The sequence below is a fragment of the Undibacterium sp. Ji50W genome (assembly GCF_049340445.1).
GTDB lineage: Bacteria > Pseudomonadota > Gammaproteobacteria > Burkholderiales > Burkholderiaceae_D > Undibacterium.
The window spans coordinates 816,621-832,627 of sequence record NZ_JBMPOX010000001.1 but is presented as its reverse complement, the minus strand read 5'-3'; the positions used below and the strand labels follow the sequence as shown (position 1 = coordinate 832,627).

18 protein-coding genes are annotated in these 16,007 nt (G+C 48.4%); all 18 read left to right on the top strand.

Annotated features, from left to right (window positions below; genetic code table 11):
- The 18 genes from ACO0K9_RS03755 to flgF all read left to right on the top strand — a co-directional run bounded on the left by ACO0K9_RS03755 (position 1) and on the right by flgF (position 16,003).
- On the top strand, positions 1-762 hold the full coding sequence (locus ACO0K9_RS03755; protein ID WP_422981894.1) for a flagellar biosynthetic protein FliR: 762 nt from the start codon (positions 1-3) through the stop codon (positions 760-762).
- Positions 763-1,863, top strand: coding sequence for an EscU/YscU/HrcU family type III secretion system export apparatus switch protein (locus tag ACO0K9_RS03750; protein ID WP_422981892.1), 1,101 nt, complete (start codon positions 763-765; stop codon positions 1,861-1,863).
- Positions 1,860-3,929 (top strand): flagellar biosynthesis protein FlhA, encoded by a 2,070-nt coding sequence (locus tag ACO0K9_RS03745; RefSeq protein ID WP_422981890.1) that lies wholly within the window; start codon positions 1,860-1,862, stop codon positions 3,927-3,929. The genes ACO0K9_RS03750 and ACO0K9_RS03745 overlap by 4 nt, the downstream gene beginning before the upstream one ends.
- A 54-nt stretch (positions 3,930-3,983) precedes the next feature.
- A complete protein-coding gene (locus tag ACO0K9_RS03740; protein ID WP_422981888.1) occupies positions 3,984-4,730 on the top strand; it encodes a flagellar hook-basal body protein in 747 nt (248 codons plus the stop codon).
- 65 nt (positions 4,731-4,795) lie between these two features.
- Complete coding sequence (gene flgG, locus ACO0K9_RS03735) at positions 4,796-5,569, top strand: flagellar basal-body rod protein FlgG (RefSeq protein WP_422981886.1); 774 nt, start codon at positions 4,796-4,798, stop codon at positions 5,567-5,569.
- A gap of 49 nt (positions 5,570-5,618) precedes the next feature.
- The gene (gene flgA / locus ACO0K9_RS03730; protein WP_422981884.1) at positions 5,619-6,554 is read left to right on the top strand and encodes a flagellar basal body P-ring formation chaperone FlgA; all 936 of its coding nucleotides are present in this window, start codon (positions 5,619-5,621) and stop codon (positions 6,552-6,554) included.
- A 5-nt stretch (positions 6,555-6,559) separates the two neighbouring features.
- On the top strand, positions 6,560-7,132 hold the full coding sequence (locus tag ACO0K9_RS03725) for a flagellar basal body L-ring protein FlgH (protein ID WP_422981882.1): 573 nt from the start codon (positions 6,560-6,562) through the stop codon (positions 7,130-7,132).
- Entirely contained in the window at positions 7,132-8,265 is a 1,134-nt protein-coding gene (locus ACO0K9_RS03720; protein ID WP_422981880.1) for a flagellar basal body P-ring protein FlgI, read from the top strand. Before ACO0K9_RS03725 ends, ACO0K9_RS03720 begins: the two co-directional genes overlap by 1 nt.
- Before the next feature lie 63 nt (positions 8,266-8,328).
- A complete protein-coding gene (gene flgB, locus ACO0K9_RS03715; RefSeq protein WP_422981878.1) occupies positions 8,329-8,712 on the top strand; it encodes a flagellar basal body rod protein FlgB in 384 nt (127 codons plus the stop codon).
- Complete coding sequence (gene flgC / locus ACO0K9_RS03710; RefSeq protein ID WP_422981876.1) at positions 8,712-9,146, top strand: flagellar basal body rod protein FlgC; 435 nt, start codon at positions 8,712-8,714, stop codon at positions 9,144-9,146. Before flgB ends, flgC begins: the two co-directional genes overlap by 1 nt.
- A gap of 38 nt (positions 9,147-9,184) precedes the next feature.
- A complete protein-coding gene (gene fliE, locus ACO0K9_RS03705; protein WP_422981874.1) occupies positions 9,185-9,466 on the top strand; it encodes a flagellar hook-basal body complex protein FliE in 282 nt (93 codons plus the stop codon).
- A gap of 11 nt (positions 9,467-9,477) precedes the next feature.
- A complete protein-coding gene (gene fliF, locus ACO0K9_RS03700; protein ID WP_422981872.1) occupies positions 9,478-10,950 on the top strand; it encodes a flagellar basal-body MS-ring/collar protein FliF in 1,473 nt (490 codons plus the stop codon).
- Positions 10,950-11,459, top strand: a complete 510-nt coding sequence (locus tag ACO0K9_RS03695) for a hypothetical protein (protein ID WP_422981870.1) — start codon at positions 10,950-10,952, stop codon at positions 11,457-11,459. Before fliF ends, ACO0K9_RS03695 begins: the two co-directional genes overlap by 1 nt.
- Positions 11,460-11,547: 88 nt before the next feature.
- A complete protein-coding gene (locus tag ACO0K9_RS03690; RefSeq protein WP_422981868.1) occupies positions 11,548-12,891 on the top strand; it encodes a FliI/YscN family ATPase in 1,344 nt (447 codons plus the stop codon).
- Positions 12,888-13,355, top strand: coding sequence for a hypothetical protein (locus tag ACO0K9_RS03685; RefSeq protein ID WP_422981866.1), 468 nt, complete (start codon positions 12,888-12,890; stop codon positions 13,353-13,355). The genes ACO0K9_RS03690 and ACO0K9_RS03685 overlap by 4 nt, the downstream gene beginning before the upstream one ends.
- Positions 13,352-14,404 (top strand): hypothetical protein, encoded by a 1,053-nt coding sequence (locus ACO0K9_RS03680; protein ID WP_422981864.1) that lies wholly within the window; start codon positions 13,352-13,354, stop codon positions 14,402-14,404. Before ACO0K9_RS03685 ends, ACO0K9_RS03680 begins: the two co-directional genes overlap by 4 nt.
- 1 nt (position 14,405) lies before the next feature.
- Positions 14,406-14,807: a flagellar hook assembly protein FlgD gene (locus ACO0K9_RS03675; protein ID WP_422981862.1), complete on the top strand. Its 402-nt coding sequence runs from the start codon at positions 14,406-14,408 to the stop codon at positions 14,805-14,807.
- 23 nt (positions 14,808-14,830) lie between these two features.
- A complete protein-coding gene (flgF, locus tag ACO0K9_RS03670) occupies positions 14,831-16,003 on the top strand; it encodes a flagellar basal-body rod protein FlgF (RefSeq protein WP_422981860.1) in 1,173 nt (390 codons plus the stop codon).
- Positions 16,004-16,007 lie beyond the last annotated feature (4 nt).

The following is a 16,007-nucleotide window of genomic DNA, read 5'->3' as shown; positions in this document are numbered from 1 at the left end:
ATGATTTTTACAGCATCTGCTAGTTGGGTAACTGCCGTTTTATTGTGTTCCCTTCGTTTGGCCGCTTTATTGCTGATGACGCCCATCTGGCAGGCACTGGGCTTGCCGATGCGTATTCGCGTCATTTTGGTGGCGACGCTGGCGTTTTCTTTGGTGTCTGGCATGCAGTTGACGCCGGCGGCTGTTCCCACGGATTTGTTTGGCCTGGTGATGGCTGGCTTGGGTGAGGTGATGCTGGGTGCATTGATGGCATTTGGTATTTTTGTGGCGTTTGCTGCTTTTTCATTTGCGGGCAATTGTTTGGATTTGCAAATCGGCTTCAATATTGCCAATATTTTTGACCCGACTACCCGCAGTCATGCGCCGTTGATTGCTGCTTTGTTCGGTATGGTGGCACTGGCGCTGTTTTTTACGATGGATGCGCACCATACCTTGTTGCGCGGACTGGCTTATTCTTTTGAAAAAATTCCACTTGGTCAGATGCTGGAATTGCCGCCGCCTATGTTGTTGGCCAGGCAGTTTGGCACGGTGTTCAGTTATGGTTTGATGCTTGCTGCACCGCCATTTTTTTGTCTTTTTCTGGTTGAGATTGGTCTTGCGGTACTGTCGCGTAACTTGCAGCAGTTAAATATTTTTATGTTGAGCGTGCCGATCAAGATTGCGGTGGGCTTGGCGGTGCTGGCGTATGTCAGTGGTCATTTTGCGTCTGTGGCAACGAAGGCATTTGGTTCTTTGTTCGGGTTTTGGGAGGACATGCTGTAAATGTCTGAAGATACTGACAAAAGCCAGGAAGCCACGCCCCATAAACTGCGCGAAGCGCAAAAGAAGGGGCAGGTTGCGAAAAGTAATGAGGCGATTTTTGCTGCTGTACTGGCAGCACTGGTCGGCATTTGCTTTGCGGTTGGGCCTGGCATCGCCAGGCAAGAATTAGGTATTGCGCAGCAATTGCTGCAAGACGCAGGGCGGGCAGATTGGTCAAGCGTGACGACCATGCAGTGGTTGTTGAATGCCTTGGTGGATAGCATGGGTGCCATTGCGCCACTGTTGATCGCTATTTGCGTGGTTGCCATTGTGGCGAATGTGGGGCAGGTGGGTGGTATTTTCAGTTTTGATCCGATTACGCCAGACTTTACCAAGTTAAATCCGGCCACTGGCCTGCAGCGTCTTTTTTCCAAGCGTCTTATTTATGATGCGTTGCGTAGCCTGGTTAAGCTGGCCATTCTTGGTTGCGTAAGCTGGGGTGCGCTCATGCATTTAATGCCGGAGATGCTGAAGCTGACTTATATCAATGCACGTGCGCATGCTGGGATCGTGCTGGGCACTATCGGGCCGTTTTTGTTTAAGTTGTTTTTGGCGATTCTGATCATTGCCTTGATTGATTTGTTGTATACGCGCTGGGAATTTGCAAAAAAAATGCGTATGAGTCATAAAGATATCAGTGATGAACATAAGCAGCGCGAGGGCGATCCGCGTATACGTCAGCGCATCAAGCAGTTGCGAATGGAGTTGTTGAAGCAGTCGCAGGCCGTTGGCAAGTTGCCGCAAGCAGATGTGTTGATTACTAATCCTACCCATATTGCTGTGGCGATATCTTATCGCCATGGTGAAATGCCAGCGCCGAAGTTGTTGGCCAAGGGTAAGGGTGAGCTGGCTGCAAAAATGCGTGCAGCAGCCAGGCAGCATCATATTCCAGTGGTGGAAAACCCGCCATTGGCGAGGGAATTATATAAGCGCCTGAATTCTGATCAGTTTGTGCCTGAGGATATGTATCCTAAAGTGGCGAAAATTTTGATCTGGGTTTATGCGATGCGCAAGAATCGTCAGCAGGCAAATGCAGGTTCTGTGCGTGGGGCGTTTACATGAGTGCATTAAGACAGGTATTGCAGAAAAATACTGACATCGTGATGGTGTTGCTGGTGGTGGGCGTGTTGTTCATGTTGTTTGCGCCTATCCCGTCAGAGATGCTGGATTTTTTGATTCTGGCGAATTTTAGTTTTGCCTTGCTGATTTTGTTGTTGACGTTTTACATGGCGAAGCCGGTGGAGTTTTCTACCTTTCCGTCTATGTTGCTGGTGGCAACCTTGTTCCGGCTGGCTTTGAATATTTCTGCCACGCGCCTGATTTTGCGCGATGCGGATGCGGGCAGGGTGATTGGTGCCATCGGTTCTTATGTGGTTGGCGGCAATTATGTGATTGGCCTGATCGTGTTTTTGATCCTGGTGGTCGTGCAGTATGTGGTGGTGACGAACGGTGCGCAGCGGGTATCAGAGGTGGCTGCACGTTTTACGCTGGATAGCATGCCTGGTCAGCAAATGAGTATTGATGCTGATTTGAATATGGGCTTTATTGATCAGGAAGAGGCGCAGCGCCGCCGCAAGAACATCAGTAAAGAGGCAGCGTTTTATGGCGCCATGGATGGTGCCAGCAAGTTCGTCAAGGGTGACGCCATTGCCGGCATTATCATCATGCTGATTAATTGCGTGGGTGGCCTGGTGATTGGTGTCATGCAAATGGGTATGCATTGGGACCAGGCGTTGAAAAGTTATACCTTGCTGACCATTGGTGACGGTATTGTGACGCAGGTGCCTGCACTGGTTATTTCAGTGGGCACGGGTTTGATTGTAACGCGCTCTTCTTCTGACACGAATTTGGGTGTTGAAGCATTTCAGCAAATTACGTCGTTCACCAAAACTTTATGGCTGGTGGCTGCAGCATTGCTGGGCTTGTTATTTTTGCCGGGTATTCCGGCGTGGCCAGTGCTTATATTAATCAGCTTTTATGTGGCATTGGTGATGTTTCGTCGTGGTGCGGTCAATCAGGAAGAAGATGAAGCAGGGCAGGGGGCTGCTGCTGATGCCGCTTCTGGTGCTGCTGCAAAATCAGCGGACAAAGAGCAAGATGCTTATGGCTTGTTGCCAGTTGAAGCTGCCGAGGTATTGCTGGGTGTGGATTTGACACCGATGCTGGAAACTGAACGCGCTATTTTTGGCGAGCGCATTGCTGCTTTCCGTAAGCAATATGCACTGGAATCGGGCTTGGTGGTGCCGAATATTCGTTTCCGTGACGGTGCCAGGCTGGCGGCACATGCGTATGAGATAGTGATTTTTGGAGTGACAGTCGCCGGCGGTAATTTGATGCCGGGAAAATTGCTGGCAATAAAACCAGCGGTTGAGGGTATCAAATTGCAAGGCGTTGAAACCAAGGAGCCCAGCTATGGTTTGCCAGCATTGTGGATAGAAGAATCACAGGCAGAGGAAGCCAGGGCAGGTAAATACACGCTGGTAGAACCGCCTACGGTGTTTATGACGCATTTGTGCGAAGTATTGCGTCAGCAGTCTGCCACCTTGTTAACCCGTCAGGAAACTGAACGCTTGTTAAAGCGTGTGCGTGAATCGCAGCCGGGCCTGGTGGAAGAAGTGGTGCCAACGGTGTTGGGTGTAGGTGAGATACAAAAAGTATTGCAGAATTTATTGAAAGAGAAAGTTTCCATCCGCAACCTGGATGCGGTTGTGGAAACCATCGTTGATGCGGCCAAGATTAACAAGGACACCTTGTACCTGACTGAAATGGTCAGGCAGCGTTTGGGGGCGTTGATTTGCCAGTCACTGACGCAAGGCAGCAATGTATTGCAAGTACTGACGCTGGACCCGACGATAGAACACAATTTGATGCAAAGCATACGTGCAGTGGAAGCGGGTGGTGCGATGGTGGTGGAGCCGAAGTTTGCCGAACAGGTGATTACCGGTGTGGCCAGGCATGCAGAAAAAATGATGAAGAGTAATTTGTTACCGGTGTTGTTGTGTGCACCAGAATTGAGGCGACATATGCGCGTATTGTCTGAACGCATGGTGCCACAATTGCGGGTGGTGTCGTTGGCTGAAGTGCCGAATACTTTAGAGTTGCGTGCTTTTGCAACTTTGTCGTTGTAGTAGCCTTCGATCGCAGTGTATGTTGTTGAACCCATAAATTGATAAGTGAACCAGATGGCAAATGCATTAATCACCGCCGTGCAGAGTATGCAGAATGATCTGCAGTATATGGACACCATCAGCCAGAACATGGTGAACGTGGCCACGCCTGGTTATAAGCGCGCTATCCCTACTGCCAAGCCGCTGTCCAGCCTTTTTGATGCAGTCATGAAAGGAACTGAACTTGCCGGGGACGTTAGCCGTACTGTTGAAAAATCGAATGTACTGGGTAGCGTCTTGGATTTGTCTACAGGCGCAATCAAGCAAACGGGCAAGCCTTGGGATTTTGCAATTGCGGGTGACGGTTATTTTGAATTGATGACACCGGAAGGTTTGGCCTATAGCAGGGCAGGAGATTTTCATGTGGATGGCAGTGGCCGCCTGGTTTCTTCACAGGGGTATGCCGTACAGGGGTTGGGTGGTGATATTCAGGTGCGTGGAAATGACGTCAGTGTTGATCATTCTGGGCGTGTGATGCAGGGTGAAACACAGATTGGCCAATTGAAGATCATGAAGTTTGATGATCCCAAGAATTTGGTTAAAACGCTTAGCGGGCTGATACAGCCAGCTAATGCGGAAAATAAGGCGGTGGAAAGCAAATCGGAAATCCAGGTAGGCTTTTTGGAAAATTCGAATGTCACGCCGATGCGCGAGATGGTCGCCATGATGGAAACAACAAGACACTTTGAATCGGCTCAAAAGCTGTTTCAAGGATATGACGAGATGCTGAACACGGCGATACAAAAACTGGGTGAGTTTTAAAAAACACTGATTTGTACTCATCAAAAAGTATTCACAGCATAGAAAAGTATTGAAAACAGAAATTTATGAATAATTCCCTTTATATCGCCGCCACAGGTATGCAAGCTCAGCAAACGAGCATTGATACCATTGCCAATAACTTGGCGAATGTAAACACGTCTGGTTTCAAAAAAGGCCGTGTCAATTTTCAAGAGATGCTGCATGTTGATGGCAGTGCGTCTTCGCAAAGCCCTTTGGCAACGCTGAACCCAGTAGGCTTGGGTATAGGCATAGAAAATGTGTCCAGGGATTTTGTCGCCGGTGCGCTGACGCAAACCAATTCGCCTATGGATATCGCGATCAATGGCAGTGGTTTTATTGAAGTGACCTTGGCTGACGGTAGCCATGGTTATACGCGTGGTGGTACCTTGCAGGTGAATCAGGATTCTTATTTGGCGACCAGCAGTGGCCAGGTGTTAAAACCTTCGATTCATTTGCCACCTAATTTGACCAGTATTGTTATCGGTACCGATGGCAAGGTGATGGCGCAGGGCGCAGACCAGTCGCAAGCTACCGAGGTGGGGCAAATTGAGTTGGTGAATTTTTCCAATCCTGCTGGTTTGAAAATGGTGGCAAGTGGGGTTTATCAGCCAACGGCGACCTCTGGTGATGCAACATATGGCAAACCAGGTGTGGCTGGTTTTGGCACTGTTGCACAAAATACCCTGGAAGGCTCGAATGTTTCCCTGGTGGATGAAATGGTGACACTGATGATTGCCCAGCGTGCGTATGAAATGAGTTCGAAAATCGTGCAGGCGTCGGATGAAATGATGTCTTTGACGAATAATCTGCGTCGCTAAATTGATATTGACCATGCGTTTTCTTGCCTTGCTTTTATTTGGTTTTGGAATGTTTGCTACGTCTGCCATGGCAGGTGTGGTTGCGTCCCTGAAATCGGAAGCGATGGTCAACGCACCAAGAGTCAAGCTGGCAGATATTATTCAGATTGAAGCAGATAATGCAAAACCAGGTGATGCAATGAGCAAAACCCTGGGTTCAATTGATCTTGGAAATGCGCCTTTGCCTGGTTACAGCGTGCGTTACAGCCGCAAAGAAATTGACAGGATTGTGCGCGCCAATGGACAGGCACAAGGCATAGAGTGGCGCGGCGCAGATGCTGTTAAAGTAGAACGACTGGCAAAATTTTTTGACAATGCGCAATTGCTTGCTGTTGCTGAGTCATATGTAAAAGAAATACTGAGTACCGGTCAAAACCAGGTTGAAGTGGAATTGGCAGAACGTCTTCCAGAGTTACTGCTGGCCGAAGGTAAGATTGATATTAAACCTCGTCCTTTGACCATGGCAGATGCGATGCACAGCAAGGTCGCGGTATGGCTGGATATTACTGTTGGTGGTGTGTTTAGTCGTTCGGTACGCGTGCCAGTCAAAGTCAAAGTATTTGATAAAGCGCTGGTTGCCAAGCGAGATCTGACCAAGGGTGTAACGCCGACGTGTGAAGATTTGTTGGTTCAGGAATTGGATGTGGCCAGCCTGGATGGCACCAATGTGCCGGCTGATTGTGCGGCATTGAAGGGTAACCTGAAAAGAAATATTCAGGCAGGCATGGCGTTAACCCGCAGTTATATTCAGGTGCCGATGGCTATCAGCCATGGTGATACTATTAATTTGCTGTTGAGCGCTGGTGCACTGATACTGGAATCTCGTGGTATTGCCATGGCTGATGGCGAAATTGGTCAACGCATACAGGTAAAGCCAACTGCGGCAACAGATACCATCGCTGCGGTTGTGGTGGCCCCGGGTGTTGCGAAGATCATCGGAAAATGAGAATAATGAAACCATTTTATTTTGCGTTCATGCTGTTATTGTCGGCACTGCCTTCTTTGGCATGGGCCGATAATTTATACAATGAGAACAACTATCGGTCACTGGCATCGGACAAGCGTGCGCAGTTACCTGGTGATGTATTGACTGTGTTGATCTACGAAAGTTCAAGTGCATCTTCCAATGCTGATACTAATTTGAAAAGAAAAAGTGAAATTGGTGCGCAGGTAGGGCTCAATCAAAAAAATAATCAGGCACGTATTTCGGTCAATAATGATTTTGATGGTGGCGGTACGGTGCAGCGTAGTGGAAAATTGCTGGCACAAATGAGTGTGACCGTCATGGGCATTGAAGAGAATGGTGACCTGTTGGTTAAGGGCCAGCAATTGCTGGAAATTAATTCCGATCAGCAAAGAATCACTGTTGAAGGGCGAGTACGGCCACTTGATATTGCAGACAATAATACAATTTTATCTACCAGACTGGCTGATGCCAAAATAAGTTATGCCGGTGACGGTGAACTGGCGAATCATCAGCGTCCCGGGTTTTGGTCCAAATTATTTAGCTTTGTGGGATTCTGATGTTTTTATTTCGTTCCCCATTACGTGGTTTCTTTTTTGTCTTGGTGGCACTGGCATTCAGTGGCAACGTGACAGGCGCTGAGTTGGTGCGGCTTAAGGATATCGGCAAATTTTCTGGCTGGCGTGAAAATGCGCTGGTTGGTTACGGGCTGGTAACGGGTCTGGCGAATACCGGCGACTCACCCAATAACAAGGCAACCAGGCAATCGATAGCGAATGTATTGGCACAATTTGATGTGGCGGTGCAGCCTGATCTGGTGTTAAGTCGCAACGTTGCCGCTGTGATGGTTACTGCAAAACTTCCTCCTGTCGCGCGGCAGGGGGATGCCATTGATGTCACGGTAACGTCGATAGGTGATGCACGCAGCCTTGTAGGTGGTACCTTGCTGACGGCACCGATGAAAGCACCCAATGGCAAAGTCTATGCGCTGGCGCAAGGGGCTTTATTTGTCGGTGGTTACAAGTACGATATGAATGGCAATGTCGCACAAAAAAATCACCCGACGGTTGGTTCTATTCCCGCTGGTGCCATCGTGGAAGTCGGTGTACAGGCCAAGATATTGAGTCGTGAAAATACGATGACGTTTACATTAACTGATGCTGACTATACGACGTCTTCAAGAATTGCTGCAGCAATCAATGAAGCGTTTGGTGAGCAGTTGGCCAAGGCAGAAGATGCGGAAGGTGTGCAAATCCGCGTACCGGAAGCGAATCGTGAATATCTGGTCGATTTTGTGACACGCATAGAAAAAATCAATATAGAACCTGATACCCGTGCCAGGGTGGTAATCGATGAACGGACCGGCACGATCGTTTCTGGTGGTGATGTGCGTATTGCGAAGGTGGTTGTGTCTCACGGTGATCTTAAATTGTCCATCATCACAGATAACTCGGTTTCGCAGCCTATTTTGGTTAGAAATACAGCGGCAGAAATACGTACCGAAACGGTGTCAAATTCTCGCGTGAATGTGTCCGAAAAATCTGAATCCGGTTATGTCAGCGCGTCCAACAACACGGTCGCAGATTTGATTCAGGCTCTGACCCGGATTAAAACCAGCACAAGGGATATTATTTCCATTTTGCGCGCTGTCAAAGCAGCAGGGGCGTTACGGGCAGATTTGATTATTCAGTAATGTGTACGAAAAGACGTAGCAACTATTATCCAATTAACCAATTAACTCATTTTGGAAATTCAGATGTTTGGACAAACTGAAGCAGTCACGATGGATATGCTGAAGACGGCCCTGGATGCGGCCAGTCTCAGGCATCAGGCTATTGCCAATAACATCGCCAATGTGAATACGGCTGGCTACCGCCCTGCTACCGTCAATTTTGAACAGCAGATGGACGCCATTCGTTCCACTCTGGCGCAAGGGAAAACCGTACAGCCAGATATGTTGCGCGGTGTACTGCCATTTATAGAGCGATTGGCACCTGTAACGGATGCGGACCGTACAGCACTGCTGGATACAGAAGTGTCGAATATGGCGCAAAACACGGTGCAATATGAAGCTTTACTGAAAGCAATGGGCAAACATATGTCCATACTGAGTTCGGCCGTAGCTGAAGGGAAACGTTAATGGATTATCGTAATGCATTCGCGATCAGCGCGACAGGCATGAATGTAGAAAAGCTGCGCCTGGATACAACAGCGAACAATATTGCCAACCTGCACAGCACCAAAGGCGCGGATGGCAAGCTTTACAAACCTTTGCGTGTGAAGGTGGTTGAGGCCAGTGACAATTTTGCCGTTGATTTCGAGCGCATGTCTGGTGCCACTTTACGTGGCGTGCAAGTCGCCAAAGTCGAGGAAGTGGATGTCGCGCCACGCAAGGTGTATGAACCGGGTAACCCTGATGCTGATGACAAGGGTTATGTATCCATGCCTGGCATCAATCACGTAACAGAAATGGTGACTATCTCCAGCGCTTTGCGTGCCTATGAAGCCAATGTGGTGGCGATGAATGCGGCTAAACGTATGGCCTTGAAAGCACTGGAACTGGGAGGCGCATGATGACTGTCGACGCAATCAATTTTTTACCTGCGATTTCCATGCCCGAATTGAATTTGGCTGGAACTTCAGGAGTGGGGCAATCTTTTTCAGCACCACCAACAGCACAATTTGCAAACTGGTTTTCAGAGCAATTGTCACAGGTCAATGATCAGCTCTTAACGGCCGATAAAGGTGTGCAGCAACTTGCAGCAGGCGACGCCAGTAATTTGCACCAGGTCATGATCAACCTTGAGCAAGCCAAGTTGTCTATGCAACTCGTGATGCAAGTCAGGAATCACGTGCTGGATGCCTACCATGAAATTTTACAGATGCAAGTTTAAGGCAATAGCAAGTGAACGATTTTATTGAATATTGGCGGCGTATTGATCGCCGCGCACGGTTTGGTCTGATTTTTGGTGTTTTGCTGATCGTAATCGCTACCGTAACAATTGGTGCCATGACTTTGCGTACCGATTATCAGGTTCTGTTTGCCGATTTGGCACCGCAGGATGCATCGACCATGGTGGCTGAACTGGATCAGATGAAGGTGCCTTACCGCCTGGTGGGTAACGGCAATACCATTCTTGTGCCTGCCGAGATGGTGTACAAGACGCGTCTTAAGCTGGCTGGTAAGGAATTACCTTTGCGTGGTGCTGTCGGCTTTGAACTGTTCAATAACAGCGAAGTTGGCATGACCGAGTTCGCCCAAAAGATCAATTATCAACGTGCCTTGCAAGGCGAGTTGACGCGCACGATTTCTGCGCTGGACGAAGTGCAGTCAGTACGGGTTCATTTAGTATTGGCCGAACAAGCTTTGTTCAAGAAAATTGGCACTCAGCCAAAAGCATCCATCACGATTGCGGTCAAACCCGGCAAGACTCTGGATATGGCACAAATACAGGGCATACAGCGTCTGGTGGGCGCGGCTGTCCCAGACATCAAGCCCAATGATGTCACGATATTGGATCAGCATGGCATTGCCCTGACAAAGAAAAGCGGCGAACCCGGACAGGATATGATTTCGTCATCCAGCGGCCTGGATGAAAAACGTGCGATTGAAGCGTATCTCAATAAAAAAGTCGTGGAAGTGTTGGACAAGACTTTTGGTGTGGGGCAGGGAATTGCCAGTGTTGATGTCACACTGAATCATGAGCAAAAGAAGACGACCACTGAAAGCCCTTTGGCTGCTGATTCCAAATTTGAAGGCCAGCCTACCGGCGTGATTGTCAGGGACAAGCAGACTGCGAATGAAACGAATCGTGGCAATAAGGCGGAAACCACAAATAACCCCGCTACTGGTGACCTTACCCAGAGCAGCCGTGAAGTTGAATACCAGGTTGGACGCAAGGTCGAGCAGGTCATTTCGGCTGCTGGCGCGGTGAATCATCTTAATATTGCCGTCGTGGTTCACCATAGCTTGCAACCTTCACAGCAAGAGCGTTTGAAAGAGTTGCTCGCTGCTGCCGTTGGTATTGATAAGGCGCGTGGCGATATCATTGCGGTTTATTCAGTTGAACAGATTTCGACTATTCCTTCCACCGAAGTCGCTTCTTCTACAAAAGAAACATTGATTGATGAAGTGCCTTTGCCATTACCCGGGAAGGCCGTTGCAGATACTGCATCTCAAGGTTTTGTGTATAAGAATGAATATATTGTTTGGACTTTGGCTGGGTTGGCTGGATTTTTCCTGATCATACTTGCTATCCGTTTGACACGTCGCGCTGCACCCGTCAGAAGTTTGAGTGAGCATGAAAGAAAGCGGCTTTTGGCGCAAGTGACAGGCTGGTTGGAAAGCTCCACGGAAAACTCGCTGGAGCGTAACTAATGTCCGGACACAGGCAATCAGCTTTGCTGCTTCATGGTCTTGGTGTACAGGATCAACGTTGGATACTTGATCAGTTGAGTAAAGATGATCAAGTGACGCTGCGCAGCCATCTTGCCGAGTTGAAGGATTTAGGCATCCCTGCGGATCGGAGTATGCTGGCTAATTTAGGTATTTCTGAAACTGGTGGCAAACTTGATGCATTACAAGCCGCGTCTGCGGCAGATATGCAACTGCTTTTGAGAGGTGAGCCTGTTTGGCTGATCAAGCAGGTGTTGTCTTTAGAGAACTGGCCATGGAAGCAAGAGTATCTTGCATCCATGACTTCGGCTCAGGCGGACAAACTCAAGCATATGCAGTTACCACAGCCAGGACCACGTGCAAGGCAAAGTTTGAGGTCTCATTTACTTCAAGAATTGAAACTCGCTCGCAATGCGTCATTCAATACGAACGAAGATGAAGCCCGGCCGAATAGTTGGAGCCAACGCCTTTTGCGGGTATTTGGTCGATGAGCATGAAATCTGTTTTTGATCATGACACCAGGCTAGCACTGTGCGGAAATGCATTGTGTGCATATTTTGCCTGGATGGGAGCGCTTTGATGCAAGCTGTTCTCAACGCTATCAAAGCAGCTGACTTTGTTCAAAAGCTAGGTCACGTCCGCCAATTGGCTGGGTTAAGTATTGAAGCAACTGGCCCAGATGTGCTGGTCGGTGAAATCTGTGAAATACGAACCCGGTATGGTGACCGCAAATTAAAGGCAGAGGTAGTTGGCTTGCGTGATGGACGGGTAATGCTGATGCCTTATGGGGAAATTCACGGCATCGGTGTTGGAAGTGAAGTTCTCGCAACGGGACAATTGCCGCGTATTGCTGTTGGAGAGCATTTATTAGGCAGGGTCATTGATGCTTTTGGGGAACCTCTGGATGGTTTGCCGTTGAAGCCAGCATCTGAATACCGCCCTTTGAAAGCGATGCCTTTGAATCCGCTTTCCAGACCGCGTATTACCGACATTCTGGAGACGGGCGTACGTTGTATTGACGGCATGCTGACGATAGGTAAAGGCCAGCGTGTCGGTATATTTGCGGGCAGTGGCGTGGGTAAGAGCACGCTATTGGGTATGATCGCCCGGCATACGATTGCCGATGTGAATGTGATTGCCTTGATTGGTGAGCGTGGACGGGAAGTACGGGAGTTCATTGAAAAGCATTTGGGAGAAGAGGGCATAAAGCGGTCTGTAGTGATTGTCGCTACTTCTGATCAGCCTGCCTTGGCGCGTGCCCGTGCAGCCTATGCGGCAACGGCCATCGCTGAGTATTTTCGCGATAACGGAAAACAAGTCATGCTGACCATGGATTCGGTAACCCGATTTGCGATGGCGAAGCGTGAAATTGGATTGTCGATAGGTGAGCCGCCAACGGCGAGGGGATATACGCCATCTGTTTTTGCGGAAATACCTGAATTGTGTGAGCGTTGTGGAACGGCGTCATCGGGTGGGGCGATTACGGCCTTGTATACGGTACTGGTGGAAGGCGATGATTTCAACGAGCCAGTCTCTGACATGTTACGAGCGACATTGGATGGACATATCATGCTGTCCCGCCGGCTTGCCCAGCAGGGGCATTATCCGGCAATTGATGTATTGCATAGTGTGAGTCGTTTATTGGGCGATCTGATCTCGTCCGAAGATCAGAATTTGGTTCATGATGCGCTGGAAAGTATGGCAACTTACGAACGTAATCGTCAGTTGATTGACATGGGTGCTTATCGCGCTGGCAGTAGTGCAGAGATTGATTTGGCGATTCAGTTGTGGCCTGAACTGGTCAAGTTTTTGCGTCAGCGGGATGAAGCCGTGCTTGATCGGCGACAAGTCTTGGCGCAACTACGCGCTATCATGGCAAATGCTGCCGGCAATAAAGTGTTAAGTGAAGGCGCGTTGCAATGACAAAAGACCGACGCGGATTTCATTATGCCCTGGACCCTGTGCTCAAGAAGACCGAGTGGGAGATGAATGACCTGTTTCAGGACCTGGCAGAACACAATGCCAAAGTGAATCAGCAGCAATTGAAAGTTGATAGCCTTGATCAGGCAATAGCATCAGCACGTATGGATTTGATGAAGCAAAGACAGCATGCGGCCATTATCAACATTGACGCCCAGCGCATGGCACATAACTACATGTTGCAGATACAGCGTCAACAGAAGGAAGAAAGCATTCAATTGCGGGAATTTGTTGTTACACGTGACGAGGCGCAGTTAAAACTGAATGAAGTCAGGAAGTTTGTCGATAATCTTGAAAAAAATAAAGAAGTAGTAGGCAATGAATTTGATCAGGAAGCAGCGAAAAAAGAATATCAATTGTCAGACGACAATTGGCTGCAGCGTATGCACTGGAGGAAATCAACGTGACAAAGATTAGCGCATTTTTGCAATTACCTGCTGATATAAGCAAACGTGATTTGCATACCGTAAAAAATGACCTGGATAGCCAACATGAAAACTGGCTACGTCAAATGGAACTTTCCATGTTGTCTGATTTCAATCAGCACGGCAGTTTTAATGCGTCGCCCATTCAGGCGCAAAAGCCAAGTATGAAACCTGAGTCAAATTATGGGAAGCCATTATCAGAGCAAGCTTATTCCCAGGAAAAAGCAGCGCTTACAAAAAGAGAAATCTATCCAGTGACGCCGCAAGCTGCGAAATCCGGCAATGTTGTCAACGATAGCACTCAGGGAAATGATCCTCAAGCGGTAGAACAAAGGCAAGTTGATGGCAACCATCAGGGAACATCTGCACAAACGGTTTCAACCGCAAGCGATGCAACGACGGATGTGATTGCGGCTAATGCTGAAGCAGACCAGAAGCTCGATTTGATACCAGGTAAATATGACATTAGCCGGGCCGGGAGTTCTGCTATTTCTCAGCCAACGGTGTCAACTGGCAATGCTGCAGCCCAGGCCCTTAAAAATAGCTCACTGCCAGGCAAGAACAATTCTGTTGATGTGATTTCGGTGCAACCGATATCGCCACGTACTTCTCAGTTTTCACGTGACATATCTCGTGCAAGCCATCTTGACCAAAGCGAATCTCAGGGTGAAGATTTGGATGCCACTGAAGAAGAAATGGGGCATGTTGCAGAGCCTGCACAGGATAAACAAGTCTGGCAAAAACGCATGATGCACGTGACGACTGACGATCAAAATGTTAACGTCTGGATCAGAGATCAGGATATCAGTGCTGAACAGACTCCCTTGCTTATCAAGCAGTTGACAAGTGAAATGGCAGAATCAGGCCTGCGTCTGAATGGCGCAACGATTAACGGAGAACTCGTTTTTAAATATAAAGATGCCGACACAGAAGATGAAGCATCTTTATTGAAAGACGATGATTTCGCGCAGCCTTTGGATGGCAAAGAGACCCGCGATATATCCATCAATTCCTTAGAGAAAGCACACTAATATGGCACTCAACAGTGTAAGTCCTGCAAGCTCTGCAACAAGTGGGCAGGCGCATATTAATCAACAGGATTTTCTGAAAATTCTGCTGACGCAATTGAATGCACAAGATCCGTTGAAACCTATGGATAACACCGCTTTCGTCGCGCAACTGGCCCAGTTCTCTCAGTTGGCGCAAACTCAGGAATTGAAAGCGAGTGTCGACCAGTTATTGGCAGTGCAAACCGCCGTGCAGTCAGTAGGTTTGCTCAATCATGTGGTGAGCATTACTAATGGTGGAACGACCGCAACAGGAACTGTCACCGATATTTCTGTTAGCGGAAATGCGCCTGTGCTGACAATACATCCGACAACAGGACAGGATATTTCCGGCATCGCACTCAAACAAGTCTTTGATATTCGTTAAAGCCACTTCGGTAAGGAATCATTATGTTGAACTCAATAAAAATTGCAACGACCGGATTGACTGGCTTTTCGAAAGAATTGCAGACGATTAGTAATAATGTCGCCAATCTGAACACGCCTGGATTTAAAGGCTCGAACGCCAAATTCAGCAGTTTTTTCTCGCATGACGGTGATAGTGCCAGTGGTGGCCACCAGGGCGCGGCTTCAGGTGCTGGCCTGGCAGTTTTGCCTAGCGTGGTCAACTTTGCACAAGGACAGATCAATCAGACCGGTAATGACCTGGATGTTGCTGTCGATGGTAATGGTTTTTTTGTATTGCGCGATAGCCAGGGCCAAACTTTCTATACACGTGATGGCTCATTCAAATTCGACAGCAAAGGCTTTTTGGTTGATGCTGATGGTAATCATGTGCAGGCACTGACGAACCAGGGCGTGTTGCAAGATATCAGCATCACAGGCTTAAAGACAAATGCTGCCTCGGCAACCAAGGCTATCCAGTTATCCGGCCGTTTATCAACTGCCGATACAGATAAAGCTGTTGGCGGTGTCATTGTCACTGATGCGGTCGGCGGTACGCACACGCTTGCGGTCAACTTTAAAAATAATAACGCTGCAACACCTGGCAGTTGGTTGGTAACCATCAAGGATGGCAATGATACGGTAGGCACAGGTGAAGTGAAGTTCATCAGCGGTGTACTGGATTCAGCGCACAACTCAGTTGCCTTTACCTATTCACCTTCAGGCGTTGCGCCTCTCTCGCTCACGATGACTCTCGACGCCAGCACCACCAGTGCCGCGACAGGTGCGTCGACACTGGCGGTTGCAAGTATTGACGGTTTTGCGCAGGGGGATATGTCCAATGCAAGTTTTGATGGGCAAGGTAACCTGGTTATTTCCTATACCAATGGCCAGACATCAAAGAATCAAACATTGGCATTGGCTAATTTCAGTTCTACCGACCACCTTGTAGCCATCAGCGGAAATAAATTCAAGAGTACACGTCAGCAAGATGTCTCCCTCGGTGTGGCAAGCAGTAATTTGAGTACCATTGATGGCGGATCCCTGGAAGGCTCCAATGTAGATTTGTCTAAAGAATTTAGCGAGATCATTATTACGCAACGCGGTTATCAGGCATCGTCAGAGTTGATTAGTACAGCGAATCAAATGTTGGATACCTTATTGCATATGAAAGGCTAAGTGC

Excerpts from the sequence above, each read along its gene's own strand:
- ACO0K9_RS03755 (WP_422981894.1), top strand. The coding sequence starts at position 1 with ATGATTTTTACAGCATCTGCTAGTTGGGTAACTGCCGTTTTATTGTGT.
- ACO0K9_RS03750 (WP_422981892.1), top strand. The coding sequence starts at position 763 with ATGTCTGAAGATACTGACAAAAGCCAGGAAGCCACGCCCCATAAACTG.
- ACO0K9_RS03745 (WP_422981890.1), top strand. The coding sequence starts at position 1,860 with ATGAGTGCATTAAGACAGGTATTGCAGAAAAATACTGACATCGTGATG.
- ACO0K9_RS03740 (WP_422981888.1), top strand. The coding sequence starts at position 3,984 with ATGGCAAATGCATTAATCACCGCCGTGCAGAGTATGCAGAATGATCTG.
- flgG (WP_422981886.1), top strand. The coding sequence starts at position 4,796 with ATGAATAATTCCCTTTATATCGCCGCCACAGGTATGCAAGCTCAGCAA.
- flgA (WP_422981884.1), top strand. The coding sequence starts at position 5,619 with ATGTTTGCTACGTCTGCCATGGCAGGTGTGGTTGCGTCCCTGAAATCG.
- ACO0K9_RS03725 (WP_422981882.1), top strand. The coding sequence starts at position 6,560 with ATGAAACCATTTTATTTTGCGTTCATGCTGTTATTGTCGGCACTGCCT.
- ACO0K9_RS03720 (WP_422981880.1), top strand. The coding sequence starts at position 7,132 with ATGTTTTTATTTCGTTCCCCATTACGTGGTTTCTTTTTTGTCTTGGTG.
- flgB (WP_422981878.1), top strand. The coding sequence starts at position 8,329 with ATGTTTGGACAAACTGAAGCAGTCACGATGGATATGCTGAAGACGGCC.
- flgC (WP_422981876.1), top strand. The coding sequence starts at position 8,712 with ATGGATTATCGTAATGCATTCGCGATCAGCGCGACAGGCATGAATGTA.
- fliE (WP_422981874.1), top strand. The coding sequence starts at position 9,185 with ATGCCCGAATTGAATTTGGCTGGAACTTCAGGAGTGGGGCAATCTTTT.
- ACO0K9_RS03695 (WP_422981870.1), top strand. The coding sequence starts at position 10,950 with ATGTCCGGACACAGGCAATCAGCTTTGCTGCTTCATGGTCTTGGTGTA.
- ACO0K9_RS03690 (WP_422981868.1), top strand. The coding sequence starts at position 11,548 with ATGCAAGCTGTTCTCAACGCTATCAAAGCAGCTGACTTTGTTCAAAAG.
- ACO0K9_RS03685 (WP_422981866.1), top strand. The coding sequence starts at position 12,888 with ATGACAAAAGACCGACGCGGATTTCATTATGCCCTGGACCCTGTGCTC.
- ACO0K9_RS03675 (WP_422981862.1), top strand. The coding sequence starts at position 14,406 with ATGGCACTCAACAGTGTAAGTCCTGCAAGCTCTGCAACAAGTGGGCAG.
- flgF (WP_422981860.1), top strand. The coding sequence starts at position 14,831 with ATGTTGAACTCAATAAAAATTGCAACGACCGGATTGACTGGCTTTTCG.